The following is a 25,176-nucleotide window of genomic DNA, read 5'->3' on the forward strand; positions in this document are numbered from 1 at the left end:
CGGGCTGTGGGCGCTCACAGCGCCGCCGCCGACCGCGTCCGGCCCATGCCTGCGAGCATTGCGGGGACCTGGAACCTGTCGGTCATCTCCCAGATCACCCAAGACCGTGACGTCCCGTCCGCGATGACGATCACGGGATGCGGGACGATCACTACGCCAGCTTCCCACGCGCACGGGGGCCGAACCCCGCATGTGATCACGGCACCTGGGCCGTCCCACAGCCCCCGTTCGTCGACCAGGAGCCGCGCGACTTCCAGCGCCACCATGCTCCCAACGGGAGACACCAGCGCCGGGCAGAGGGCCAACACGCGACCTGCGCCCTGAGCCACCAGCGACCGGGCGATCGTGTCCGGCCAAAACCGCTTCGCCGGAACGAACCTCGGCGCTGGCGACCCGTCCACCAGCACGCCCGCGCGCATCGGTAGCGGATACGGCCGCCAGGGCACCGGAACGGGTCCTGACTCGTTCCCGTCCAGTTCGATCGTCACCACCGGCATGGCGCCTCCCACGGTCGCGCTCGACAAGGCCATCCGCGCACGCGGGCGGCCCGGAGTCAGTCAGACCGACATGTCCGATCCGACCAGCAAGCGCAACTATCCGGGGTCAGGAGAACGCCGAAAGTGACAACTCGGGATGGCACCCGGAGGACATCGGCGCGCGTGTCCAGGACAGCGATGGGGACATTTTTCGGGCCATTCGCCAGGACGGTGCCCGTCCGGGCTGACAGCGCGATGCACGCCCGCGACGATCAGGGGATCGCCACCGAACCGCCGAGGAAGCCATGCCCCCGAGCCCCCGACCGCGCACGCTCCTGGCGCTCTTGCTCGTCCAGCGGGAGTGGACCGTAGAGCAGTTCCGCAGCGCATACGCGGATACCGCGACCAGCCTTTACCGCAAGGCTCACGCCGTCAGCGACCGCACCGCGAAACGCTGGGTTGCGGGAGCCATCGACCGCCCGCACCCGGTTTCGCGGCGCGTCCTTGAGACGATGTTCGACGCTGACGTGAAGGCCCTCTTCGGGCCGCCCACCGCCACCGCCGGCCGTGACACGTCACTCGTCCCAGGCGGGATGGTCACCGATGCGCAAACGGGCGACGATGGTGATGCCATGCCCACCGCTCCAGCGGAGGTGAGTTCAGCGAACCGCCGTGACCTGCTGAACGCCGGAATCGCGCTTGCCACGACCACCGCCACCGGCGACCCTCTCGAACGGGCCGAACGTATTTCTCGTGCCATGGCCGCAGCGGCGCCCGACCCGCTTACGCTCGCCCAGCTCCAACACGGCATCCACTACCTTGCGGGTAGCTTCGCCGCCACCTCACTGACCGAGCTGACACGCCCGATCGAGCGGGCCTGGAACGACGCTGAGTCCTTGCTGGAGACACGCGTATCCGGCGGCACCCGTCGGGATCTGGAATCCGTGGCAGGGCAGTATGCCTTCTATCGGGGACGCCTCGCCGCAGATATGGGCGACGACACCGCAGCGCTCACCTTCCTTGTTCTCGCCGGGCAGCACGCCAAAGCAGCGGGCGACACCCTTCTTTCCGGGTCGGTCGCCGCCATGCGCTCCGAACTCGCGTTCTTCGCCGGTGACTTCGGTGGCGCAGCCGCCATTGCCGCAGAGGGGGCGATCGGCGCTCACCCGTACCTGGTGCCCGTGCTCGCCGGTTCCTGTGCTCGCGCGTTCGCTCAAGTCGGGGATACCGACGCCACGCTGACCGCGCTACGCACCATGAGCGACAACGTGTGGACCGGAAAAATTCAGCCTGGCGTCGACCCCGGCGACGAGGAAGCCTACGAGGCGTACAGCGCCATCGCGCTGGGCTACCTCGGGCACGGCGACACGGCGGAGGTGCACGCTCGTAATTCGCTGGCATTGGTAGGGCGGGAAGGGCGTCACATGCAACTGGCGGGAACCCATCTCGCGTTGGCCCGTGCATTCATCCGGCGGTCCAAGCCCGAGCCGGAGCTAGCAGCGGCCGCGCTCCGCGATGCCCTGCACGCCGGGCAACGCAGCGGTGGCGGGCGCACCACCGGCCGCGCTGTCGGCATCTACCAACACCTCGCCGCCAACCCACGTTGGGCGCGGCTCCCCGCTGTCCGGGACCTGGGCGCGCTACTGCGCGAGCATCGATCACTCGCCGCAGCTTCGGCGGTCTGAAGACGTTTACCAGCGCTTGCAGCCCGCTTGCAATTGCAAGCGGGCTGACTTGGATCTTTTGGATGCGCCCGTTCGTTGGACAGGTGTGACCTGCCTCGGTCGCGACGACGCGACTCGGGGCGTCACGTCCCCTCAACCCAGCCCACCGTGCGCCTACTGCGCGCGGCGGCGTCTGCGATAGGAGTCTTCATGACTGACCTCAGGAGCATTTCTTTTGGCCGCTTCGGACGCGAACGACCGGCGAACGATCGCCCGCATCGCCTCCCACACATCCTGGGCACGGACCCCTGACCGAACCGCCCGTACACAACCCGCACGCAGCCGCTTCCGCGACCGGTTCTACGAACAGGTCGATCCTGACGGAGTCCTTGCGCCCGACGAACGGGAGCGCCGGGCCGAGAGTGCCCGTCGCGCCTATTTCACAGCGCTGGCCCGCCGGTCCGCACTCGCACGGCGAAAGAACAAGAACCGAGAGTCCCGACAGACCAACCGCTAACCCAATAGCGTCGACATAGCGAAGGGCGGTTGGGCTCGGCCACGTGGCCGAGCCCAACCGCCCTTCGCGTTTCTCGAGCTTACTCCTCCGACATGATCCGGTCGTACGTCCGGCGCGCGCGGGCATTCCGCGCGCTCGCACCGTAGCGGCGGAGCATCTGCGCGGACGTCCAGCCGTTCAGCTCCATCAGGTCGCCTTCGCTCCCGCCGTTGTCCAGCCACGTGTGCGAGAAGTGGTGGCGGAACTTGTGCGGGTGAACCGGAACGCCGCATTCCTCGCCACGCCGCGCGATCATCTGGTAGATGCCGTTCGCGGTCATCGGGTCCCGGTTGTTCACTCCGAGCCAGAGGTTGTCGCGGTGGGCCTGCGAGTGCCGAGCGCGGACGCGGATGTAGCGGTCGATCGCTCGTGCGGCCGTGTGGCTGAACCGTACGATGCGCTGCTTCCGGCCCTTGCCCCGGACCAGCAGCTCCCGCGACACAAGATCCAGGTCGCTCCTGCTCGGGTCCTCCGGGTTGTACCGAATCCCGGCCATCTCCGCCAGGCGGATACCCGTCGCCTTGAAAAGCTCGATGATCGCCGCGTCGCGCCGGTCGACGAACGTCTTCCCGCGACACGCCTTGACCAACATCGCCAACTCATCCTCGGTGAACACCGGGACGACCTTCTCCCCCACCCTCGGCGGCTTCAGCCGCGCCATGGGGTTCGGAAGCTCCTCCTCCTCGGCGAGCCACCGGAAGAACTGCTGAAGCGCCCGGAACTGGTTGTTGGCGTAGCTGTCGCTGTACCGGTCGAGCAACCACGCGAGCCACGCCCGGACGTCGTCCGGCGAGACGTCAGCCCAGTCGCGACGCTCCGTGTTCGCCAACAGGTGCGCGCCCGCGAACCACTGGGTCGCTTCGACGTAGGTCGTGATGGTCGACGGGGATTTTCCCTCGGCCGCGAGATGGAGCCGGAAGGAAGTGATCATTGGCTGGAGCGGGCCAGCGTTCAAGATCCGACGCTGCCGCGTCCGGGACGCCACCATGAAAGTTTACCTCTGTTGCAGCGATATCCGACAGGGCCGCAATCCGGCCTGACTGAATCGGCGCAGGTCAGAGGTGGTGTGTGGGCGTGGCAGGGATCGAACCTGCGACCGCTCGCTTGTAAGGCGAGTGCTCTCCCGCTGAGCTACACGCCCGGGAGTCCAGCCAGAGTACGCAATGGGGCGTACCGGAGGGGCTGCCGGCGCTGTGATCTTACCGGTCGCCGGCCTCCTCGGGATGACGGCCGGCGGTGGCGGCCCGCCCGGGCCCGCGGCCGAACAGGCGCGCCAAGGCGGCCTCGACGTCTGCTGAGAGGTTGGAGCCTTCGGGTGGTCCCGGTTCGGCGTCGGCGGGCGCTGGCCTTACCTGGCTGCCGCTCATCCGGTCCGGGTCCGGTTCGCTGGACGGGGAAGGGATCGCCCGGGCGGGCAGGGCGGGCACAGGCGTTCCGGGTGCCGCCCCGCCCTGGCCCGCCGTGCCCGGACGCGCCTTGCCCGTCGAGGTGGCACTGCCCGGATGAGCTCCGCCCTGACGAGTGGCACCCGAAGGCGCTGCGCCTGAACGCGCTATGCCTGAACGCGCCGTGTCCGGGCGGTCCGCGCCGAGTTGGCCGGTTTCCGGAGCCGCCGGGTCGGTGCGGGCGCCGCAGTCTCGGCAGACGACCAGGCCGAGGGCCTTCGCCAGGTGGGTGGAGCCGCAGGTGGCGCAGCGGTCGAAGGGTTGGCGCCAGTCCGGCTGACGCTGGCAGTCCGGGCAGACGAGGACCTGTTCACCGCCGAGGACCGCCCGGCCCCACGGGCTTGCGCCGCGGGCCGGGTCGGTCTGGCGGGTGTGACAGCGATAACACGGCACGACGATCCACCCCCGCTCGCGGTACCGCTCTCGCCGGTCTTTCCCGGGTCCTACAGGGCGGCCAGCGCCTTGAGGTACTCGGCCTGGTCACGGGCGTCGGGGATCGCGTTGACGACCTTCCACTGCACGACACCCTCCTTGTCGATGACGAAGGTGCCGCGCACGGCGATGCCCTTGTCCTCGTCGAAGATGCCGTAGGACTTGGCGACCGCGCCATGCGGCCAGAAGTCCGCGAGCAGCGGGAACTCGTAGCCCTGCTCGTTGGCCCACACCTTGTGCGCGAACGCCGAGTCGACGGAGACGGCGAGGACCTGCACGTCGTCGTTCTGGAACGAGCCCAGGTCGTCGCGGACGGAGCACAGCTCGCCCTGGCAGACGCCGGTGAACGTAAGCGGGTAGAAGATCAGGACGACGTTGCGCCGCCCCCGGAAGTCGGACAGGGTCACGACCTCGTTGTTCTGGTCCTTGAGCGAGAAGTCGGGGGCGACGGCGCCGACATCGACGGTCACGTGATCATCCTCCGGTCATGGCCTGTGCGCGGACGCGCGTGCTGAGCCAAGCATGCCATCGCGCCGCGACCGACTCGTCCCGCCGTTGCCGCCCCCACAGGCGCGCGCTTGCCCCCGTCTCGCGGAATCCGGCGCGTCTCATGGAATCCGCCCCGCGCCGTCCCGACGCCGCGACAATGCCGGTGGCGACGACGACGCGGCGACAGCCGCCCCGCCGCCGCGGTCACGGCACGGCACGGCAGACATGGCAGACACGGCACGACACGCACGGCACGGCGGCCAGGGCACGGCGACGAACTCCGCGCCAAAGACACGCGATGTTCAGCCGCGAGGTGTCCAATTGCAGCCAGATAGCCCCATCGGCGCTACTCTGAGCGCGGCCGGCCGCCAGCCGGGCCGCGCGGAGGGACGAGATCCAGTGACGAACCCAAGTGCGACACCACAGTGGGCGCCGCCTCAATCGCCAGGACCGGACACATCGGCGGGAGCCGGATGGGGGGTGCTGGGCAAGCACCGTAACCCGGTCGCCGTATGGCTAGGCCTTCCCCTGATCACACTGGGGATCTACGGCCTGGTCTGGATCTACAAGACGAACCGTGAGCTGAGCCAGTACGACCGTCGGATCAACGTCAATCCGGCCATGTCGGTTCTGGCGTGCACATTCGGCGCGATCCTGTTGGTGCCACCGTTCGTCGCGGTATGGCGGCTGTGCACCCGGACGGCACAGGCGCAGCGCGCGGCGGGCGTGCCCGAGGTGAGCACCGGCCTCGCGTTCCTGCTGTTCCTGCTCGGCTTCGGCCCCTTGTTCCTCCAGCTGGAGATCAACAAGATCTGGTCCCGGTACCCGGCGGCCGTCGAGGGCCAGCAGGTCCCCCTCGCGGCCTGACCCACCGCCGGACCGCTCCGCTCGCGGCTCGGGCCGGTTTCCGGCCACCATCCCGCATCCCGCCCGCCGGTCCCTGCCCCGTCGGCCGCCTTGTCGTCCCGTCGGTCATTGCCGGGCGATGGCGGTCATGCTGTTCGGTGTCAGGCGGCGCACGAAGATCCACCGGACCGCGCGAGGCCGGTGAGAACGAATCGACCTTGGGCGCCGACCGAACGCCACCGGGACCCCGACCCGCCGGGCGGGTCGGCCCAGAACGGGCATATCGCCGATTGGCATATCACCTTGGGCGAACGAAAGCCATGGGCCGGAGATGCCAGGTGTGCACACGCGGCGACACCACTTTAGTGGTGGCGGGCCGCGCCCCCGGCCTGCCGGTGCCTGATGTGGCGCGACCGGCCGAGGGCGCGGACTAGGTCCGTCCGCGCCCCGCGGCGCGGACCGCCGCGCTGCCGGGAGTTACCTGTGCCGGACGCGCTGGGACTTGGGGGCGGCGAGGCGCATGCAAGTCCATTCCTGGGCGACGTTGACCGTGCTCGTCTGCACAAGGCCGGCAGTCGGCACCGCGTCGAGAACGTCGCTCGGTTCGACGTGGCCGGAGCGTCCGGCCTTCGGTGTCAGCAGCCAGATGATTCCCTGGTCGGAGAGCTGACGCCGGGCGTCGATGAGCGCGTTGGCAAGATCACCGTCATCGTCCCGCCACCACAGCAGCACGATGTCGACGACGTCGTCGGAGCCTTCCGGCACAAGCTCGGTCCCACTGGCGGCGACGACAGCCTCCAACAGGTCGCCCGCGATGTCGTCGTCCTCGTTGATGGACTGCACCATGGTTCCGGCGACGACTCCCAGACGCTCCGCACGTCGCTGACCCTCGGCGTTCGCCGCGGTCGGACTCACCCTCCGCTACCTCCTGCTCGTATGCCTGACGGGCGAGCGTAAGCCCGCGCGTCCCGGTCGGACAAACCTCACGGCCCTGCTGGCCGTGAGCCCCGCCGTGACCTAAGTCCACCGGACCATGCGGTGACAACGCAAGTGCCACGCCGCTGGTTGTGGACAACCGGGTGTATGCCGTCCGTTCTATGGCACCTCAACTGGACAAACCCGGCCAAGACGCCGAGCCCTGCCTCGATGTCAAGACATGGCACCAACGGAGCACCGCGGACCCTCCTCAGCCGGAGAGGAAGGAGAAGCGGACGGTCCGATCGGGGTTGTCCACGTTCAGGTCGACCAGAGCGACCGACTGCCAGGTCCCGAGGGCGAGCCGGCCACCGATCACCGGCACGGTAAGCGACGGCGGGATGAACGCGGGCATGACGTGCGAGCGCCCGTGCCCCGCGCTGCCGTGCGCGTGCCGCCAGCGGTCGTCCGCGGGCAGCAGGCCGGCGAGGGCGGCGAGCAGGTCCTCGTCGCTGCCTGACCCGAGCTCGAGGATCGCGACACCCGCCGTGGCGTGCGGCACGAAGACCGACAGCAGCCCGTCCCCGCGGCCGGCGACGAACCGGCCCGCCTCCCCCGTCAGGTCATGGACCCGGTCGCTACGCCCGGTCCGTACCGAGATCGTGGTCGTATCCATGCCGCGCATCATCGCCGCCCGGCTCGCGCCGGCCCCACCCCGCCCACCGCGCTTCACGCCGCGCCCACGCCGGCCAGCCAGCCCGCCCGATACCGGGGCGATCCGGGCCGAGGCGGGAGTGTCGGCGGCGTACCGAGCGCCTCGGGACGAGGCCGGTGGGCGCCGGAGCGTCAGGGCATACGGTGGGGCGCGGCGAGCGTTGATTTTGCTACGCAGTTTCGTTGACGTTCGTCACAGTCGACGCGGCGGAACTCGGCGTTAACCGGGGTGTGCGTGACGTCCCTGCCGGGACGGAGCACCATGACGTCAGCATGTCCGCCCAGGCACGACCTGCCTGGGATGGCCATCACCCGAGGGCTAGGAGCAGAGGAAAGTGGCACAGGACAGTAATCGGAAGTTCTCGGTCATCACCGACGGACTACCAAGCCAGCTGCCCGACGTCGACCCGTCGGAAACCAGCGAATGGCTCGAGTCCCTCGACGCCGTCATCGCCGAGCAGGGACGGGGACGCGCCCGTTTCCTCATGCTCAAACTCCTCGAACGAGCCCGCGCCAACGCGGTGGGCGTACCGTCCCTGACCAGCACGGACTTCATCAACACGATCTCCCCGGAGCAGGAGCCCTGGTTCCCCGGCGACGAGCACGTGGAACGGCGCATCCGGGCATACATCCGGTGGAACGCCGCCATCATGGTGAGCCGCGCCAACCGTCCCGAGTACAACGTGGGCGGACATATCGCCACCTACGCGTCGAGCGCGAGCCTGTACGAGGTCGGGTTCAACCATTTCTTCAGTGGCAAGGATCATCTGACCAGCTCGCCCGGCAGCTCCTCCGGCGACCAGATCTTCATTCAGGGCCATGCCTCCCCCGGTATCTACGCGCGCGCGTTCCTCGAGGGCCGGCTCAGCGAGACACAACTGGACGCCTTCCGGCGCGAGGGCGTTCCCGGCGGTCTTTCCTCATACCCGCATCCGCGGCTCATGCCCAACTTCTGGGAGTTCCCGACCGTCTCGATGGGCCTCGGCCCGATCGACGCGATCTACCAGGCTCGTTTCAACCGCTATCTGCTGAACCGCGAGATCAAGGACACGTCGGGCAGCCGGGTGTGGGCGTTCCTGGGCGACGGCGAGATGGACGAGCCGGAGTCGATCGGCGCGCTCGGCGTCGCCGCCCGTGAGGAGCTCGACAACCTGATCTTCGTGGTGAACTGCAACCTGCAGCGCCTCGACGGGCCGGTCCGCGGCAACGGCAAGATCATGCAGGAGCTGGAGGCGCTGTTCCGCGGCGCCGGCTGGAACGTCATCAAGGTGGTCTGGGGCCGGGACTGGGACCCACTGCTGGCCAAGGACACCGACGGCGCGCTCGTGAACAGGATGAACACGACGCCGGACGGCCAGTTCCAGACGTACTCGACCTCGCCCGGCTCCTACATCCGTGAGCACTTCTTCGGCTCGGACGCGCGACTTCGCCGAATGGTCGCGGATCTTTCCGACGACGACCTGCGCAAGCTCTCCCGCGGTGGCCACGACTACCGCAAGCTCTACGCCGCCTACAAGGCCGCCACGGAGCACGCGGGCCAGCCGACGGTCATCCTCGCGCACACCATCAAGGGCTGGACGCTGGGCAAGGACTTCGAGGGCCGCAACGCGACCCACCAGATGAAGAAGCTCACCAAGTCGGAGCTCAAGGAACTGCGTGACCGGCTCTACCTGGAGATCCCGGACTCGGCCCTGGAGGCGGACCTGCCGCCGTACTACCACCCGGGCCCGGACTCCGAGGAGATCCAGTACATGAAGGAGCGCCGGTCCGCGCTCGGTGGCTCGGTGCCACGCCGGGTGGTGCGCGCCAGGCCGCTGCCGCAGCCGCCGGCGTCGATGTTCGACATTCTGCGCAAGGGTTCGGGCAAGCAGCCGGTGGCGACGACGATGGCGTTCGTCCGGCTGCTGAAGGACCTCATGAAGAGCAAGGAACTGGGCGCCCGGTTCGTGCCCGTCATCCCGGACGAGGCCCGCACGTTCGGGATGGACGCGATGTTCCCGACGGCGAAGATCTACTCGCCGCATGGCCAGAAGTACGAGTCCGTGGACCGGGACCTGCTGCTGTCCTACCAGGAGTCCGAGTCCGGCCAGATGCTGCACGAGGGCATCAGCGAGGCCGGCTCGATGGGCTCGGTGATCGCCGCCGGTACGGCCTACGCGACGCACGCGCAGCACATGATCCCGGTCTACGTCTTCTACTCGATGTTCGGCTTCCAGCGGACCGGCGACCAGATGTGGGCGTTCGGCGACCAGCTCGGCCGCGGCTTCCTGCTCGGCGCCACCGCCGGGCGCACGACGCTCAACGGTGAGGGCCTGCAGCACCAGGACGGCCACTCGCTGCTGCTCGCGTCGACGAACCCGGCCTGCGTCGCCTACGACCCGGCGTTCGGCTTCGAGATCGCGCACATCACCCGGGACGCGCTGGACCGGATGTACGGCGAGCGCGACGAGAACGTCTTCTACTACCTGTCGGTCTACAACGAGCCGTACCCGCAGCCAGCCGAGCCGGCCGGGCTCGACCCGGCGCAGGTGATCGCGGGCATGTACCGGTTCCGGGCCGCCGAGGAGCTCCCGTCCCCAGCCGCCCCTGGCGGCGACGGGGCGGCGGCGCCGCGGGCGCAGCTGCTCGCCAGCGGCGTGGCGATGCGTTGGGCGCTGACCGCCCAGGAGATGCTCGCCGCCGACTTCGGCGTGGCCGCCGACGTGTGGTCGGTGACCTCGTGGAACGAGCTGCGCCGGGACGCGCTGCAGTCGGAGCGCGCGAACCTGCTCAACCCGGAGCAGCCGGAGAGTGTGCCCTTCGTCACCCGGATGCTGGCGGGCACGCCCGGACCCGCGGTCGCGGTGAGCGACTGGATGCGGGCGGTGCCGGACCAGATCGCCCGGTGGGTGCCCCAGCCCTACACCTCGCTGGGTACGGACGGCTTCGGCCGTTCGGACACCCGCGCGGCGCTGCGCCGGCACTTCAACGTCGACGCCGAGTCGATCGTGGTGGCGACGCTCGAGTCGCTGGTGCGCACCGGTGAGATCAAGGCGAGCGTGGTCGAGGAGGCGATCGCCCGCTACGACCTGCGCGGCGCCGCCGCCGTCGCCGGCACCCCCGCCGGCGAGGCCGACGAGCGCCCCATCTCCGGCTGACGTCGGGCCCGGAACACGCGGCCCGGTCCGGCTGGTGGCGATGGCTCCCAGCCGGACCGGGTCTGCCCGGACCGTGTTGGCCGGGGGCGCCGGCCAACCCGGGCGCCCCGAGCGGCCTGAGCGGCCTGAGCGGCCTGAGCGGCCTGAGCCAGTCCACGCCCCCGCGGGCGACACTCGGTGATGGGCCGGCGAGGCGCCCGCCGGTCCGCGGTGGCCAGGACGGCATAGATCGTCACCACGATCGGAAGGCCTGCCCACGAAGGGTCCCCGGGCATATGCCGACAGCATTCATAACCAGTGCCACTGGTCGACTCCCACCGAGCCGCGTCGGCATTGGCTACTATGAGTATCCGTCGGGCAGTGGGACGCCCTAGTTCATCCGCTCCGATAGGCCTGGATGATCCCGAGACGGGACAGTCCGCCTGTTTGGGTGCGATGGCACCGACGCGGCACTACGCTGACGAGGCTGACGCTCAGTGTTCACTGGCGGTCCAGCCCCTGGTTGCACTGGGAGAGAGACAGCCCAGTGCCGCCTGGGGAAGGACGTCCGGCGCTCACTGGCGGCGGCAGGGCGTCAGCGGCGCGGCCCGGCCGGCCACCAACCGGCAGGCACGGCCGCGTCCGCGCCGCGCCGTCGGTGCGTGCCCACGCGCCCGTCGGCGGGCTGTACGCATCCGCGGCGAAAGTGCTCGACGTGGAAGCGCCAATGGCGAGGAGGACACGTGAAGGCTGGCGTGACGAATGCCCCCCCGTTGATTTTTGCCGACGCAAAGATCAACAGGGAAACCGCACTCTGGGTTGGCCAGGAGCACCACTGTGACCTGGGCCGCAGGGTAGCGGGCGGGGCCGCGCCAGGCGCCGCCCATCCGGCCACCGGAGCGGCCACATGATCCTTCGCGCCCGCCGTATCGAACGGCTCGAGGAACACCCGAACCTGCGTGGCATCCTGGGCATCCTCGCCCAGCTGGTCCACACCTCCGACGGCGAGCTGGCCCAGCTCGCCGCCGAGTGGCGCAACTCGCCGGCACTCGCCGTCGCCAGGGACCGGGCTCTCTCGCCCGAGTCGCCTCTGGTCGTCGAGGTACTGGCCGCGTTCGACGCCCTGTCGGCCATCTACGCCGACGACCTGTCCGGCGCCGAGTACGTCACGATCGAGCCGTCCGTCACCGCGACCGCGCTGCGGTCGATGCGCGACGCGCTCGCCGCCGCCTACGCCCGGCCGATCCTGTCGCGCTCGGAGTACGCCGGCCTGATGCGTCCATGGCGCACGGTGTACCCCCGGGTCCGCTCGCACGAACCCGATCTCGGCCCATCCGCCGCGGACGTCAAACGCGTGCTGGCCGCGCTGCCGAGGCTCGCCGTGCGCTGCCACGACCCGCGCAGCTCGGAGGTCTTCGAGGGCCTGCTGGTGACCGCGCTGACCCGCGACGAGTCCGACCACCAGGAGGCGATGGACGCCGCCTTCGGCACCGCCGTGCTCACCGGCAGGCGCCGGGTGTGGACGTTGGTCCGCCGCAGCGCGGCCGAGGGCTTCTGGCGTCCTTGTCAGGACTGCCGCGGCGGCGGCGCGCTGCTGACCCAGGACCCGTCGTCGGAGGCCCGCGTCATGGAGCTCTGCGCGGACCTGGCCTGTGCGCTGCTGGTCGAGGACCTCCTCGACCCGGTGCTGTGCGCCCGCCTGACGACCCCGCTCACCGCCCTCATCCCGCTGCAGGACCACTCGGTCCACTGACCGGCACTCGGGGTCCACTAACCGGCCGTCGCGAGCGCGGACGGCGTTCTGGGGGCCGCCGACCCGTCGCCAGGCAGCTCAGTTCGGGCGGTAGACGATCAGACGGGCACCGTTGGGCGTGATGGTGATGCTTCGCACACCATCCGTGACCTCGCCGTCGCGGGCGAACGGGAGCGTCCTGACCGGCTCGGCCGAATCCGTGCCCCGGCGCGCCGCCCGGCCCCGCCTGCCCGCCGACGCGGCGGCTCCGACGGCGGAGACCTGGATGCGCGTGACCGTCCGCTTCTCGTAGACCCGGCTGCGCCGCAGCTGGCCGGTGAGCACGGCGACGACGAGCCGCGACCTGGCGAACGGGCTGACGCCGTCGACGAGGCGCAGGTCCAGCAGGGCCTCATCGAGCCGGGACCGGTACGTCGGGGCGAAGCCGGACGGGCGGTAGTTCCCGTTTCCGGCGAAGAGCAGCCACAACCGGCGCCGCTGCAGGCCGCTCGGCGCCGAGGCGCCGACCGGCCAGCCCACGCCCGTGGGGCCGTACCTCGCGCCGCGGCGGGTGGCCCGCGGGCGCGGCGGGCCCGAGGCGTCGAAGGCGGTCATGTCCACCTCGATCGGCGGGTCGTTGCGCAGCACCCAGGCCAGCGCCACGACCATCGAGGGCCACTTCCCGAACCGCTTCTCGAGCCGTTCCCTGATCGCGACCATGTGGGCGTAGCCACCCAGGCTGGCGGTGTTGAGGAACACCCCGTCGAACCGCTCGCCGTCGGGGTCGATCCCCTCGAGACGCCCGACGTCGACAGCGACGGCGGCGCCCTCGCGGACCGCGCGGGCCGTCTCGGCGATGCCGGTCGAGAGGCCCAGGTCCGCGGCGAAGTGGTTCAGGGTGCCGACCGGGAACAGGGCGAGCGGCAGACCGTGCGCGAGCGCCTTGGCGGCGGCCGCGCTGACCGTGCCGTCACCGCCGGCGACGCCGAGCACCCGGCTGGAGCCGGCCGCCTCCTCGAGCGCCTCCTCGAGGTCGTCATGCGGCCCCACCTCGACGACCTTGGCGAGCGGTAGCTCAGCCCTTAACTGCCCAGCGACGTCCGGACCCTGGCCGAACCAGGCGCCCGAGCCGGACCTGGCGTTGACGACCACCGTCAGGCCGTCGCCGTCCGGCAGGGCCGGCACCGAGGCCGACGCCGGCCGGGCCCTGGCGGGCGTCCAGGACCGCCGGGGCATCACCTTCGTCGTCGCGACCGCGCAGGCCGCGCCGAGCGCGGCGCCGACGACGACGTCGCTCGGGTAGTGCACCCCGATGTAGACCCGGGAGAACGCGACGAGACCCGCGAGCGCGCCCACGGGGGCGGCGGCGCCCGGCGCGTCCAGCGCCACGGCGGTCGCGAAGGCGGCCGCGGACGCGGAGTGCCCGGACGGGAACGAGAACGACAGGTGCTCGCGGCGCGGCCGGCGGACGAGCGGGACAGCGTGGTTGACGGGCCGACCCCGCCGGAAGACCATCTTTGCGGGGCCGTTGGTGACGGCGCTCGCGAGCCCGAGCGCGAGCAGGCCGCGCCCGGCCGCCCTGCGCCGCCGGCCTCGGGTCAATCCGAGGGCGCCGGCGACACCCCACCACAGCAGGCCGTGGTTGGCCGCGTGCGACAACCGCGGGAGCAGGGGGTCGGCGATCGGGCGAGTACCGGCGAGGGCCCCGAACAGCGCCCGGTCGGCGGCGCCGACCCGCGACGCCACGCCGCGCACGGCACGTCTCTTCTGGGAGGCGGACACCGTGATCCTGGGGGCGGCCTCCGTCACCGCGGCGCGCGCGGCGTCACCCGCACGACCGACCGGTCGCCGCGCCCATCGACTCTCCGCCACGTCCGCAGGCTAACCGGGTAGGTCCGCGGCCATCTAGCCCAGGGCACGTTCTACTCAGATGTGGGTTCGACGGAGATCGTGAATGGGGCGTCACCGCGCCGGGGCATCCGCCCGCCAGCTCGCTCACGACGCCGCGCCAAGGCCGTCATGGCGGCGCGGCGGAGCGGGTCACCGCGGATCAGACTCCGGCGGGGATGCCGGCGCGGCGCGCGGCCACCGGACGGGGAACGCGTGGCGGGCCGTACCTCGCCGGGCCGCGGCGGGGTTCCACCGTGCGCCCGGTGGGAAGGATCTCGCCGGTGTCCTCGAACATGATCACCCCGTTACAGAGCAGGCTCCAGCCCTGGTCGGGATGAGTACGCACCACCCGGGCCGCGTCCCGGTCGGCGGCATCCGCGGTCGGACAGACCGGCTGATGCTGACAACAGCGGCTCGCGTGAACGGTGTCACTATGGGCGCCGCTCGCGGCGCCGTCGCTCGGCATGGGGGCGGAGCCATGGGCAGAGGCTGGGTCGGCGGTGTCGTCAGACCCGTCGGCACCTGCCCACGCCGCCCGCTTAAAAAAACTCACCTGCACGGGCACCAGACGTTACGCCTACCGGTTACAGCCGTCACAACGACCTGCTGGCTACCGTCCCGGCGTGTTTTCATAGCAGGTTGCAAATCTGCCCAAACCAGGACCCGCCTCGATCGCGGAGGGTATCCGAACAGGCTCGACACCCCGCAAAATTGCCACCGAGAGTAGCCAACGCGGGGACCACATCGCCACGAACCGGCGACCTTCCCCACCTTCCCCCGCAAAGCCTCCATACCAGACGCGCGGCGTCGCCAACCGGACACCCAGCACGAGCCCACTGGCAGCCCTTCTGGATCTTCCGACGACGAGCTGGCGGGCCGCGAAGGGTCCGGCGGCCGACGCGTGGACCCGCGATGGGCGGGACGCCGGTCCCGGACGCGGCGCGCGCAAACGGTAGGTTACTGACCTGCCGCCCTGCGAGACCTTCGGGTGCCCGGCGAGAATGAGACGCCGGCCGAGGTGGGGCGCGCCACGGGCGGATGCCCTCGACATGCGGCGCGCCGCCGCGATCGTCGGTCTGGGGAGCTTCGTCCTCGACAGGGAGAGGGACGGTGGAGGACGAATCCGTGGATGCCGTCCGCCGGCCAGCCGTCACCGGCCAGGACGTCACGGCCGTCGCCGACCGGCCCGCGGCCACAAGGCATCCCGACCCGGTGAGCGGTCACGCGGCGAGCAACGGCCGCTCCGCGTGGAACGCGCCCGACTGGCACAGCCGCGCCGCGCCCGGCGAGTCGCCCCAGGTCGAGGTGTCGGTCGTGATGCCCTGCCTGAACGAGGAGGCATCGGTCGGCGACTGCGTACGCGCGGCGCGAGCAGGACTTTCGCGGCTTGGCCTGGCGGGAGAGGTGGTCGTCGTCGACAACGACTCGACCGACTCCTCCGCCGCGCGCGCCGCCGCGGCCGGCGCCCGGGTCGTGGCCGAGCGGCGCCGCGGCTACGGCAACGCCTACCTCACGGGCTTCGCGGCCGCCCGCGGCCGGATCATCGTCATGGGCGACGCGGACAGCTCCTACGACTTCACCGCCATCGACGCCCTGGTGACCCCGCTGCTGCGCGGCGAGGCGGACTACGTGCTCGGCTCCCGGCTGGGTGGGCAGATCCTGCCTGGCGCCATGCCCTGGCTGCACCGCTACATCGGCAACCCGGTGCTGACCGCGATCCTCAACCGGCTGTTCGGGGTCCGGGCCTCCGACGCGCATTCCGGCATGCGGGCCTTCACCCTGGACGCCTACGCCCGGATGGCGCTGCGCAGCGAGGGGATGGAGCTCGCCTCCGAGATCGTGGTGGCCGCGGCCCGCGCCGAGCTGCGCTGCGCGGAAGTGCCGATCACCTACCACCCTCGGGTGGGCGCCTCCAAGCTCGACTCCGTCCGCGACGGCTGGCGGCACCTGCGATTCATGCTGCTGCTCGCCCCGCGCCACCTGTTCGTCCTGCCCGGTCTGCTGCTGCTGGGGCTGGGCCTGCTCGGGCAGGCGTCGTTGCTGGTCGCCGCGGCGACCGACCCGGCGCGCGTGGCCGGCGGCCCCGGCGTCCACGGCGCGTGGGAGCCATATGGCTACTACGGGACGCTGCTCTGCCTGGTCGCCGCGCTGGTGGGTGGGCAGCTCGTGCTGCTCGGCGCGTTCGCGGACGCGCACCACGGCCGGGTCGGCTGGCGGATGCCGGGCCAGCGGCCGCCCCGGCTGGTCCGCTGGCCGCTCACCCCCGGCCGGGGCGGGTTCCTGGGGAGCACCCTGTTCACCGCCGGCCTGGTGGCGGCGGTCGTGCTGGGCTTCCTGATCGCGGCGACGACGAGCGGCCAGGACCCCACCGGGGTGGCCCGGGTGACGGCGCCGTGGCCGGGCTGGTCGCCGCGCCTGGGCGCGCCAGCCGCGCTGCCGGCGGTGGGGCTCGCGCTGACGGCGGCGGTTCTAGGCCTGCAGGGCATGCTCGGCACGCTCTACCTGCGCCTGGCCGCGACGGCGACGGCGACCGGCGCGGCCACGCGATGACGGCCGCCTCCGTGGCGACCGGGCCCGAGGGTGTCGGTGCCGACGAACGGACGGCGGGGACGCACGCGGCCGGGCACCTGGCCGGCGAGGCGCTCCCCCGCGGCCGTGACCCGCTTCGGCGGCTGGCGGTGGCGGCCCGGCGGCACTGGCTGTTCGCCGTGTTCCTCCTGGCCGGCAGCGGGCTGCGGTTGCTGGCGATGTACGCCTACCGGCCGGCCTTCGAGTTCTCCGGCGACTCGTACGCCTACCTGACCCTCTCCCGGCTCCACCAGCCGGACCCGATGCGCCCCGCCGGCTATCCGGTCCTGCTGAGCGTGCTCGCCCAGACCCACAGGCTCGCCGTCATCCCCGCGGTCCAGCACGTCGCCGGGCTGGGAATCGGCCTCGCCGTCTACGCGCTGATGCTGCGCCGCGGGATCGGGCCGCTGGTGGCCGCGCTCGCGACCGCGCCGGTGCTGCTCGACGCCTACCAGCTCGACATCGAGCACTTCGTGATGGCGGAGACGCTGTTCCTGGCATTGCTGGTCGGCGCGCTGGTGGCCCTGCTGTGGTCGCCTCGGCCGTCGATCGCCGCGTGCGCCCTGGCCGGCGGGCTGCTCGCCGGCGCCGGCCTGGTGCGCACCCTGGGCGTCGTGCTCGGGGTGCTCGCGTTCGCCTACGTCGTCGTCCGGCGGCTCGGCTGGCTGCGGGCGGCCGCGTTCGCGGTGGTACTCGCGGCGCCGCTGGCCGGCTACGCGACCTGGTACCACTCGTACGAGGGGACCTACGCGCTGTCCGGCGGCGACGACGCCTGGCTGTACGGCCGGGTCGCCCCGATCGCCGACTGCGACAGGCTACGGCTGAGCGCCGAGCAGCTCGTCCTCTGCTCCCCCCACCCACCGGCCGACCGGCCGGGCCCGAACTACTACGTCTGGTCGGACACCAGCCCACGGTTCCAGCTCACCGGAACCGACGAGCACAAGAACCAGGTGCTCGGCGGCTTCGCCCACGAGGTGATCCGCCGCCAGCCGGTCGACTACGCCCGGATGGTGGCCGCCGAGGTCGGCCACTACTTCGCCCCCGGCCGCTACACCGGCTACCGCGACTGGCCGGACGGCTCCTGGCGCTTCCCTGCCGCCGACACCCCGCGCTACTTCCACGTCAGCGAACCGCTGCTCGACTTCGACGAGCGACACCCGCCCAGGATCGTCCACGACTGGGCCGCCGGCCTGCTGCGCGGCTACCAGCGCTTCGCCTACACCCCCGGGCCGTTGCTGGCCGTCCTCGTCGTCCTCGCGCTCATCGCGACCGCCTTCGGCCTGCCCCGGCCGCGCCTTCCCGGCAACCGCCGACGTGGCCGGGCTGATGACGTCCTCGATCCGCCCGGCGACGACGCGACGCCCAGCGAGACCACCGGCTCCGCCGACCAGGCGGGCGCTGCCGCGACAGGCGCCGCCGGCACGGGCGCCGCCGGGACGGGCGCCGGCCACGCGGTCGATCCCACCGTGGGCGAGCGCCGCCGGATTGGCGCCGACTGCGCGCTGCTCACCGCGCTCGGCCTCGCGGTCCTGGTCGTCCCCTCCGCGACGGTCTGCTTCGACTACCGGTACATGCTCCCGGTCCTGGTCCTCTTCCCGCCCGCCGCCGCGCTGGCGGTGCGCCAGTTCCGCCTCGCCCGCGCCGGCTGACTCCGCCCGCCGCCAGCCGAAACTCGCCTCACCAGCCGGCGAGGTGGGCCTCGATCTTCGGACAGGTGTCCATCACGACCCGTAGACCGGCCGCCTCGGCTCGCGCGGCCGCCGCCTCGTCGCGCACGCCGAGCTGCAGCCACACCGCGCCAGCGCCCGCGGCGATCGCGTCGTCGACCACCGGGCCGGCGAGCCCCGAGCGGACGAACACATCCACCACGTCGACCTTGACCGGGATGTCGGTCACCCGGGCATAACCCTGCTCGCCCTCGAAGGCCACCCTCGACGGGTGTACGGGAATCACCCGCTTGCCGTGCTCACGCAGGTAGTGGGCGATCCGGTAGGCCGTCCGTGCTCTGTTGTCCGACAGTCCCACCACCGCCCAGGTCTCCGTCTCGACCAGCAGCGCCCGGACCGTCTCGGCATCTCCGTATCGCACGCCTGTCGCAACCACCACCCGCGCCCTGGTCATCCCCGACCCGCGACGATGGGGGCATGACGGCGGAGCGGCACGCGGCGGCGGACGGCGCCACGGGAACACCCGGGACGGTCGACGGCGGCGGCCCACGGGCGGTGATCTTCGATCTGGACGGGGTGCTGATCGACTCCGAGCAGGTGTGGGACGCGGTCCGGCGGGAGCTCGTCGCCGAGCGCGGCGGCCGGTGGGCGCCGGACAGCACCCGGGTCATGATGGGCATGTCGACGCCGGAGTGGGCCGCCTACCTGGTGAGCCTCGGCATCGGGATGACGGCGGACGAGGCGACCGACGAGGTGCTGCGCCGGCTGGGTGAGCGCTACGGCGACGCGCCGCCGCTGATCGACGGCGCGGTGCGGGCGGTCCGGGCGCTGGCGGCGGCCGGGCTGCCGCTCGCGGTAGCCTCCTCGTCGCCGCGCGACGTCATCGGGCTGGTGCTGCGCTCGGCCGGTCTCGCGGACGAGTTCCGGACGTTCGTGTCGTCGGAGGAGGTCGGCCGGGGCAAGCCGGCGCCGGACGTCTACCTGGAGGCGGCGCGGCGGCTCGGCATCCCGGCGGCGCGGTGCGTCGCGGTCGAGGACTCGACGAACGGGGTGCGTTCCGCCGCCGCGGCCGGAATGCCGGTGATCGTCGCACCGAACCCGCACTTCCCGCCGTCTCCGGAGGCGGTCGCCCTGGCCTCCGCCCGGCTCAGCCACATCGGCGACCTCACGCTGGAGACGGTCCACACCGCCTACCGAGGCCAACGCCCGATTCGGTGACCCGATTCCACCTATGATCGGCTGGTGCCGAAGTCACCCGTTGGTGTTGCCCGTCCCCGCGCGGTTCCCCGGGTAGGCGACCGATGAGCGAGAAATACCGGCTGGTACTGGCGCCGTCCGCCGAGCGGGACCTCGAGCGGCTGCCGGAGCTCATCGCGGCCGACGTGAAGCGCTTCCTGAACGGCCCGCTCCTGAAGGAGCCCTACAAGGCGGGCAAGCCCCTCGGCGGCCAGGACACTCAGGACGCGCGGTCCGCCGGCCGGGAGGGCGCGACACCGTCGGCGACGATGCTGGAGGCCTCCGAGCACTCCTGGCGGGTGCTGTACCGCGTCGACGCGAACACCCACACCATCCGGGTCATGGTCGTCGGCCACCGCCCCCGCGTCGTCCGCCGCCTCGCCAAGCCAGAGACGCGTGTTCCCTTCGTCGACCGCTTCCGCTAGGGACGACGGCGCCTACCTCCGGCGCGCGGCGGAGGCCGTCAGGTGACGTTGACGCCGAAGTCGACGGCGATGCCGCGCAGGCCGGTGGCGTAGCCCTGGCCGACGGCGCGGAACTTCCACTCGCCGCCGTACCGGTAGAGCTCGCCGAACAGCATCGCGGTCTCCGTCGACGCGTCCTCGGTGAGGTCGTAGCGGGCGATCTCGATGGCCGTGTTCGCGTCGGCCACGCGGATGAAGGCGTCGCGGACCTGCCCGAACGTCTGCCGCCGCACGTCCGCGTCGTAGATCGAGACCGCGAACACGACCTTCGCCGCCTGCGGATTGAGCGCGCGGAGGTCGACCATGATCTGCTCGTCGTCGCCGCCACCGCCGCCGACCAGGTTGTCGCCCAGGTGCTGAACGCTGCCGTCCGGGCTCGTCAGGTTGTTGAAGAACACGAAGTAGCTGTCGGACAGCACCCGGCCCCGGTCGTCCAGCACGATCGCGGATGCGTCGAGGTCATACGCCGCCCCGGACGTCTGCCGCACCTGCCAGCCGAGACCCACAGTGACCGTGGTCAGGTTCGGCGCGGCCTTGCTGAGGGAGACGTTTCCACCCTTGGACAGGGACACGGAGGCCATGGCCACAAAGCCTAGTACTGCCCATACAAACCGGACCATGGGATCTGCCGCGCCGGAGCCTCGCAGCGGCAGTCACCAAGCCGACGCCCCAACCGCTTGACCTCCCGGTTTGGCACCGGTTCTGGCACCAGCTCAGGGCCGAAAGATCCGGCCAGACGGCGGCGGCGCGCGCGGACCACCGGGCTCGGTGGCGCCGCCGGTAATCTTGCGTCCGATGTGCCCGCCGATCCCGACCGAGCCCCCGGACGCGCCGCCCTACCCCGACGGTGCGGCCCTCGCCGTCGGCGCGGACCAGGCGGCCGACGGTTCGGGCCGTTCTGACGGTCCGGGCGGTCCGGGCGGTCCGGGCGGTCCGGCGTTCGCCCGGGGGGCCGGGCCGGGTGCGGCGGACGACGGGATGGCGCGCCGGTTGAAGGCGCTGGCGCTGACGGCGCCGCTGCACGACCTGGACGCGCGCAAGCGCCTGCTCGACGGCGCCGACTTCGCCGTCTACGCGATGGCGGAGCTCGCGCTGCACGCGATCGACCTGGTGACGGTCGCGATGGACTTCGACCGGGGCGCGAGCCATGACCGGGTGCTGCGCCGCCTCACTCCGCTCGCCGCCGCGCAGGCGCCTAGGCGACCGGCGGCCGAGCACGAACGCGTCGCCCGCTGGGTGCTCGACAACCTGATCAACGTGGGCAGCGTCGACCGCGGCTTCGACACGGTCTACGGCACCTACCACCCGGACGGCCGCTACGAGCGGCGCCGGTTCGACTTCAAGCTGCTCGTCGAGCTCGCCGACCCGGCCGGCGAGATCTACCTGCGTGCCACCGACGAGGCCGTCACCGTTCTCGTCGGGGCGCTGGACACCGACGTCACCTCCGCCCAGGTCGCCGCCGAGGTGACGCTGGACAACCTGATCCGCCGCGGCCGGCTGTCCGACGCGCGCACCGCCGCCGAGGCCGCCCGCTACCGCACCGTGCAGTACGCCGAGCAGCTGCGCCGGAACCTGGAGGGCACCCGGCGCGACGTGCTGTCCGTCGACTGGCTGCACACGGTGCCGGCGCTGGTCGACGAGGCGCTCGGCCACGTCGAGGCCCGCTACCGGCACGAGAACGCGATCCTCACCCACATCCGCCGCTACCGCGACTCGGCCGAGGACCCGGCCCACAAACGGGCCGCGGCCGACCTGGTCACGATCGTCGCGGACTGCGTGCGCCGGCACACCCAGCTGCAGGCCCGCCTCCAGGAGGCGTTCGCGGTGTTCCGCGCGGAGCAGGACCGCCAGCAGTTCGCCGCGCCGGCGGCCCGCGGCGGGACCGGCGTCGACCTGTACACCCAGCTGCTCGCCCCGGCGCTCGCCCGCCCGGTCGGCGAGGCGGGCCGCGTGGCCGGGGCGTTCTTCCCGGGCGCCGCCGGGATCCGCCCGCCGCGCGCGCCGCGCCTGGCCGACCTCGTCGACGCGTTGCTGCGCCCGCCGGTCGAGCGCGACACTCTGGGCGCGCTGGTCCCGGAGGCCGAGCTGGTCGCCTGGGAGGAGCCTCCCCGGTTCGCCGACGACGCGTGGACGCTGGCGCTCGAGCTGCTCGACGAGATCGACCCGGACGCGCCGCGACGGCTCTCCGGCCTGCTCACCGAGGCCAGGGCTCGGGCGGGCGGCGAGGCCACCGCCGCCGAGGCGGCCCAGCTGCTCACCCTGCTCACGCTGCACGCCGTGAGCCCAAGGCTGGCCGCCGCCCACCACCGCGGCGGTGGCGCCGGCACGGCCAGCCCGCCGCGACCCGCCGCGAGCACCGGGCCGGCGGCCGGCGACCTGCTGCTGCTCGCCGTCGACGACGGCACCCCGCTGAACGACCCCGAGTTCGCCGGCGCGGACCTGCTCGTCGGCCGGGTCACCGTCACCGACCGCCCCGACCCCGCCGACGGCGACGGCGACGGCGACGGCGACACCACCGAAACGGCGACCCGGACCGCGACGGAGACAGCGGCGGGGACCCCGAGCATCGGGGCCGGGTCCGGCGAAGGCGGTCGCGCGGCCGGCGAGTCCTCCGTGGTCGACCTGGTGGGCGCGCCGTGAACCCGTCCACCGGCGGCGACGTGGCCGAGGTCGACACCGACGCGGCGGCGGGGACCTGGCGAGGCGGCCCTCCGCCGGTCGGGGCGGTGGTGCGGGACGCGGCGGAGCTGGTGGCGTTCGGGCTGCGGCCCCGGCTGGTGCCGGCGCGGGACACGCGCTACCGCGACCTGGTCCGCCGCTACCTGCACGAGGCCGGCTTCGCGGAACTGACGCACGCGGTCGCGGACGGGCTGGGCATCATCGTGCTCGACGTCTCGGACCGCGCAGGGCTGGTCGCCGGCGGTGGCGCCGAGTCGGCCTTCACCGTGCGGATCAGCGACTACGCCAGGCGCGCCGGCGGCGAGCACCGCGCCGCCGACCGGATGCTGCACGCGCTGGCGCAGCTCGCGACCGCCGCGCTCGCGTTTCCCCGCCCGGCCGACCTCACCGACGACTCGTACGTCGGGCGGGTCAGCGTCGACGGGGTGGACGCGTTCGTCCGCGAGGCCGCGCGGCTGCTCGAGGCCCGTGCCGGCGGTGCAGGCGGCTCCGCCGGCTCGGACCCAAGCCTCGATCCCGGCCCCGGCGATCAGCGGTCGCAGGACGAGCCACGGCTGGAGGCGGCCTGGCGGCTCTACGCCCGCCGGCCGGCGGCGGGAACGACCAGGGACTCGCGCCGGCTCGCCGGGTCGACGACCGGGATCATCGCCAGGGCGATGGGATTCCTCGTCGAGTCAGGTTGCCTGGTCCAGGTCGGCGAGGAGGGCGGCGGCACGTTTCGCACCACCGCGCGCTACCAGGTACAGGTCCGCGAGCTGGCCGCCGACGCGGCGATGGAGGAGCTGCTCACGCTCGGCGTCGTCACCGTCGCCGGCCCCGGCGGCGGCCTGCGAGTCGTCCCGTCCGCCCCCGACCTCCTGGACGCGGGCGCGCCCGCGTCCTTCGCCGATCCGGCGGGGACCACGGGAGCCCAGGCCGAGGAGCGTGACGATGCCTGAGCGGCCCGCCGTCCGTGCCTTCCCGGGACCGTGCCTCGACGACCGGTCCGCCCGCGGCCGCCGGCCCGCGACGGCGGTCGCCAGGAACGGAGGCGGCGCCGATGTATGAGCTGGCAAGGGTGCGGCTGCACTCGATCGGGCCGCGGGGTGCGCGCTTCGGCGACGTACTGCTCGACTTCTCCAACGTTGGCGGCCCGGTGACCGGGCCACGCCAGGACCCGATGTTCGATGTCGGCCCCGCCCAGCCGGCGCCCCCACCGGCGGCGGCCAGCGGCCCCGGTGACGCCGGAGGCACGGGTGCGAGCACGGGCGGCGGGGCGGCGACGGCGGGGCCCGCGACAGCGGCGGGAGCGTCGGGGAGAGCACCGACAGGCGCGACGGGCAGCGGCCTGGCGGCGGACGCGGTGCCGGCCGGGTGGCTGCTGGGCGGGGAGCCGCCGGCGCCGCGGCGGCCGTCGCCGGCCACCGTGCTGTTCCTGGAGAACGGCGGCGGCAAGAGCGTGCTGATGAAGCTGATCTTCTCGGTCGTGCTGCCGGGGCGCCGCCACGTCGTCGGCACGTCCAACGGACGGGTTCTGGACAACTTCGTGCTGCCCCGCGACTGCGGGCAGGTCATCTGCGAGTGGCAGCACGCGGTGACCGGCGAGCGCGTCGTCACCGGCAAGGTGAGCGAGTGGCGCGGGCGCGGCCCGGCCGACGGTGGCCGGCTCGCGGACGCCTGGTACTCCTTCCGTCCTTCCGGCGCCGTGGAGCTCGAGACGCTTCCGCTGCGCCGTGACGGCCGACTGGTGACGCTCGGCGGGTTCCGCGAGGCGATGACCCGCGCGCACGCCGCCGACCCGGCCCTCGATCTGACCTGGGAGACCCACCAGGGCGCCTGGCTGGAGCACCTGGACGCCCTCGGCCTCGACCCGGAGCTGTTCCGCTACCAGCGCGCGATGAACGCCGGCGAGGGCGAGGCGGCGGAGGCGTTCGCGTTCACCACCGACGAGGGGTTCGTCGACTTCCTGCTGCGCGCGGTGACCCCGCCCGAGGACCCGGCCGGCGTGGCCGAGGTCGTCGACGGCTACGCGGCCAAGCTCACGGAGCGGGCGGCGCTCGGCGCCGAGCGCGACTTCGTCGCGGGCGCCCTGGACCGGCTTTCCGTCCTCGTGGACGCCCTGCGCGACCGGGAGGCGGCTGCGGCGGGGCTGGACGTCGCCCGCGCCGAGATCGCCTGGCTCGCCAGCGCGGTAGGCGGGCGGCTGCGGGCCGGGGAGGCCGACCGCGCCGGACTCGAGGACCAGCTCGCGGTCGCCGGCGACACGGAGGCCGCCGCCGAGGCGGGCAAGGCACACGCCGGCGACCGG

19 protein-coding genes, 1 tRNA gene and 1 pseudogene are annotated in these 25,176 nt (G+C 72.4%); 11 read left to right on the forward strand and 10 right to left on the reverse strand.

The window, feature by feature from the left end; all coding sequences use genetic code 11:
• Window positions 1-14: 14 nt before the first annotated feature.
• Entirely contained in the window at window positions 15-497 is a 483-nt protein-coding gene (locus FRCN3DRAFT_RS54580; RefSeq protein WP_007510432.1) for a hypothetical protein, read from the reverse strand.
• A gap of 323 nt (window positions 498-820) precedes the next feature.
• On the opposite strand from FRCN3DRAFT_RS54580, the gene FRCN3DRAFT_RS48350 reads away from it, so the two are divergent.
• Entirely contained in the window at window positions 821-2,161 is a 1,341-nt protein-coding gene (locus FRCN3DRAFT_RS48350) for an NsdA family TPR-like regulatory protein (protein WP_232794387.1), read from the forward strand.
• A 575-nt stretch (window positions 2,162-2,736) separates the two neighbouring features.
• On the opposite strand, the gene FRCN3DRAFT_RS0238450 is transcribed toward FRCN3DRAFT_RS48350, so the two are convergent.
• The 3 genes from FRCN3DRAFT_RS0238450 to FRCN3DRAFT_RS0238465 form a co-directional block, all read right to left on the reverse strand.
• Window positions 2,737-3,627: a tyrosine-type recombinase/integrase gene (locus FRCN3DRAFT_RS0238450; protein WP_106410601.1), complete on the reverse strand. Its 891-nt coding sequence runs from the start codon at window positions 3,625-3,627 to the stop codon at window positions 2,737-2,739.
• A gap of 138 nt (window positions 3,628-3,765) precedes the next feature.
• Window positions 3,766-3,837: transfer RNA gene (locus tag FRCN3DRAFT_RS0238455), tRNA-Val, on the reverse strand.
• A 747-nt stretch (window positions 3,838-4,584) separates the two neighbouring features.
• Entirely contained in the window at window positions 4,585-5,043 is a 459-nt protein-coding gene (locus FRCN3DRAFT_RS0238465; RefSeq protein ID WP_007510426.1) for a peroxiredoxin, read from the reverse strand.
• A 499-nt stretch (window positions 5,044-5,542) separates the two neighbouring features.
• On the opposite strand from FRCN3DRAFT_RS0238465, the gene FRCN3DRAFT_RS0238470 reads away from it, so the two are divergent.
• Window positions 5,543-5,929 (forward strand): DUF4234 domain-containing protein, encoded by a 387-nt coding sequence (locus tag FRCN3DRAFT_RS0238470; protein ID WP_007510424.1) that lies wholly within the window; start codon window positions 5,543-5,545, stop codon window positions 5,927-5,929.
• Window positions 5,930-6,385: 456 nt separating this feature from the next.
• On the opposite strand, the gene FRCN3DRAFT_RS0238475 is transcribed toward FRCN3DRAFT_RS0238470, so the two are convergent.
• A complete protein-coding gene (locus FRCN3DRAFT_RS0238475; protein WP_007510422.1) occupies window positions 6,386-6,823 on the reverse strand; it encodes a DUF3052 domain-containing protein in 438 nt (145 codons plus the stop codon).
• A 271-nt stretch (window positions 6,824-7,094) separates the two neighbouring features.
• Window positions 7,095-7,499: a secondary thiamine-phosphate synthase enzyme YjbQ gene (locus tag FRCN3DRAFT_RS0238480; protein ID WP_027141319.1), complete on the reverse strand. Its 405-nt coding sequence runs from the start codon at window positions 7,497-7,499 to the stop codon at window positions 7,095-7,097.
• A gap of 373 nt (window positions 7,500-7,872) precedes the next feature.
• Between FRCN3DRAFT_RS0238480 and aceE the strand changes: the two genes are divergently transcribed.
• Both aceE and FRCN3DRAFT_RS0238490 read left to right on the forward strand, forming a co-directional pair.
• Window positions 7,873-10,674, forward strand: coding sequence for a pyruvate dehydrogenase (acetyl-transferring), homodimeric type (aceE, locus tag FRCN3DRAFT_RS0238485; protein ID WP_007510418.1), 2,802 nt, complete (start codon window positions 7,873-7,875; stop codon window positions 10,672-10,674).
• An 886-nt stretch (window positions 10,675-11,560) separates the two neighbouring features.
• Window positions 11,561-12,406 carry a hypothetical protein gene (locus tag FRCN3DRAFT_RS0238490; protein WP_007510415.1) on the forward strand — a complete coding sequence of 282 codons (846 nt, stop codon included), beginning with the start codon at window positions 11,561-11,563 and terminating at the stop codon, window positions 12,404-12,406.
• 78 nt (window positions 12,407-12,484) lie between these two features.
• Here the strand turns inward: FRCN3DRAFT_RS0238490 and FRCN3DRAFT_RS0238495 are convergent, their stop codons facing one another.
• Window positions 12,485-14,167 carry a bifunctional phosphatase PAP2/diacylglycerol kinase family protein gene (locus tag FRCN3DRAFT_RS0238495; protein WP_007510413.1) on the reverse strand — a complete coding sequence of 561 codons (1,683 nt, stop codon included), beginning with the start codon at window positions 14,165-14,167 and terminating at the stop codon, window positions 12,485-12,487.
• A 268-nt stretch (window positions 14,168-14,435) separates the two neighbouring features.
• Window positions 14,436-14,741, reverse strand: coding sequence for a DUF5999 family protein (locus tag FRCN3DRAFT_RS57295; protein WP_051467452.1), 306 nt, complete (start codon window positions 14,739-14,741; stop codon window positions 14,436-14,438).
• Window positions 14,742-15,385: 644 nt separating this feature from the next.
• On the opposite strand from FRCN3DRAFT_RS57295, the gene FRCN3DRAFT_RS50320 reads away from it, so the two are divergent.
• Window positions 15,386-16,825, forward strand: a complete 1,440-nt coding sequence (locus FRCN3DRAFT_RS50320; RefSeq protein ID WP_051467454.1) for a glycosyltransferase family 2 protein — start codon at window positions 15,386-15,388, stop codon at window positions 16,823-16,825.
• A complete protein-coding gene (locus FRCN3DRAFT_RS0238510) occupies window positions 16,822-18,492 on the forward strand; it encodes a hypothetical protein (protein ID WP_007510408.1) in 1,671 nt (556 codons plus the stop codon). Before FRCN3DRAFT_RS50320 ends, FRCN3DRAFT_RS0238510 begins: the two co-directional genes overlap by 4 nt.
• A gap of 28 nt (window positions 18,493-18,520) precedes the next feature.
• Here FRCN3DRAFT_RS0238510 and FRCN3DRAFT_RS0238515 read toward each other — a convergent pair whose 3' ends face one another.
• The gene (locus FRCN3DRAFT_RS0238515; protein ID WP_035931178.1) at window positions 18,521-18,931 is read right to left on the reverse strand and encodes a CoA-binding protein; all 411 of its coding nucleotides are present in this window, start codon (window positions 18,929-18,931) and stop codon (window positions 18,521-18,523) included.
• A 56-nt stretch (window positions 18,932-18,987) separates the two neighbouring features.
• Between FRCN3DRAFT_RS0238515 and FRCN3DRAFT_RS0238520 the strand changes: the two genes are divergently transcribed.
• Both FRCN3DRAFT_RS0238520 and FRCN3DRAFT_RS0238525 read left to right on the forward strand, forming a co-directional pair.
• Window positions 18,988-19,728, forward strand: a complete 741-nt coding sequence (locus FRCN3DRAFT_RS0238520) for an HAD family hydrolase (RefSeq protein WP_007510403.1) — start codon at window positions 18,988-18,990, stop codon at window positions 19,726-19,728.
• A gap of 83 nt (window positions 19,729-19,811) precedes the next feature.
• Window positions 19,812-20,171, forward strand: a complete 360-nt coding sequence (locus FRCN3DRAFT_RS0238525) for a type II toxin-antitoxin system RelE family toxin (protein WP_007510401.1) — start codon at window positions 19,812-19,814, stop codon at window positions 20,169-20,171.
• 38 nt (window positions 20,172-20,209) lie between these two features.
• On the opposite strand, the gene FRCN3DRAFT_RS0238530 is transcribed toward FRCN3DRAFT_RS0238525, so the two are convergent.
• A complete protein-coding gene (locus tag FRCN3DRAFT_RS0238530) occupies window positions 20,210-20,791 on the reverse strand; it encodes a TerD family protein (protein ID WP_007510399.1) in 582 nt (193 codons plus the stop codon).
• Between the two features lie 214 nt (window positions 20,792-21,005).
• Between FRCN3DRAFT_RS0238530 and FRCN3DRAFT_RS48365 the strand changes: the two genes are divergently transcribed.
• The 3 genes and pseudogenes from FRCN3DRAFT_RS48365 to FRCN3DRAFT_RS56875 all read left to right on the forward strand — a co-directional run.
• Window positions 21,006-22,850: a hypothetical protein gene (locus tag FRCN3DRAFT_RS48365; RefSeq protein WP_007510397.1), complete on the forward strand. Its 1,845-nt coding sequence runs from the start codon at window positions 21,006-21,008 to the stop codon at window positions 22,848-22,850.
• Complete coding sequence (locus tag FRCN3DRAFT_RS0238540) at window positions 22,847-23,827, forward strand: hypothetical protein (RefSeq protein WP_007510395.1); 981 nt, start codon at window positions 22,847-22,849, stop codon at window positions 23,825-23,827. The genes FRCN3DRAFT_RS48365 and FRCN3DRAFT_RS0238540 overlap by 4 nt, the downstream gene beginning before the upstream one ends.
• 101 nt (window positions 23,828-23,928) lie before the next feature.
• Window positions 23,929-25,176, forward strand: a pseudogene (locus tag FRCN3DRAFT_RS56875) (hypothetical protein); the annotation flags it as partial.

The sequence above is a fragment of the Pseudofrankia saprophytica genome, from assembly GCF_000235425.2.
GTDB lineage: Bacteria > Actinomycetota > Actinomycetes > Frankiales > Frankiaceae > Pseudofrankia > Pseudofrankia saprophytica.

Coding starts and splice junctions, on each gene's coding strand:
- FRCN3DRAFT_RS54580 (WP_007510432.1), bottom strand. CDS start 497: ATGCCGGTGGTGACGATCGAACTGGACGGGAACGAGTCAGGACCCGTT.
- FRCN3DRAFT_RS0238450 (WP_106410601.1), bottom strand. CDS start 3,627: ATGATCACTTCCTTCCGGCTCCATCTCGCGGCCGAGGGAAAATCCCCG.
- FRCN3DRAFT_RS0238480 (WP_027141319.1), bottom strand. CDS start 7,499: ATGGATACGACCACGATCTCGGTACGGACCGGGCGTAGCGACCGGGTC.
- FRCN3DRAFT_RS0238490 (WP_007510415.1), top strand. CDS start 11,561: ATGATCCTTCGCGCCCGCCGTATCGAACGGCTCGAGGAACACCCGAAC.
- FRCN3DRAFT_RS57295 (WP_051467452.1), bottom strand. CDS start 14,741: ATGCCGAGCGACGGCGCCGCGAGCGGCGCCCATAGTGACACCGTTCAC.
- FRCN3DRAFT_RS0238510 (WP_007510408.1), top strand. CDS start 16,822: ATGACGGCCGCCTCCGTGGCGACCGGGCCCGAGGGTGTCGGTGCCGAC.
- FRCN3DRAFT_RS0238520 (WP_007510403.1), top strand. CDS start 18,988: ATGACGGCGGAGCGGCACGCGGCGGCGGACGGCGCCACGGGAACACCC.
- FRCN3DRAFT_RS0238525 (WP_007510401.1), top strand. CDS start 19,812: ATGAGCGAGAAATACCGGCTGGTACTGGCGCCGTCCGCCGAGCGGGAC.
- FRCN3DRAFT_RS0238530 (WP_007510399.1), bottom strand. CDS start 20,791: ATGGCCTCCGTGTCCCTGTCCAAGGGTGGAAACGTCTCCCTCAGCAAG.
- FRCN3DRAFT_RS48365 (WP_007510397.1), top strand. CDS start 21,006: ATGTGCCCGCCGATCCCGACCGAGCCCCCGGACGCGCCGCCCTACCCC.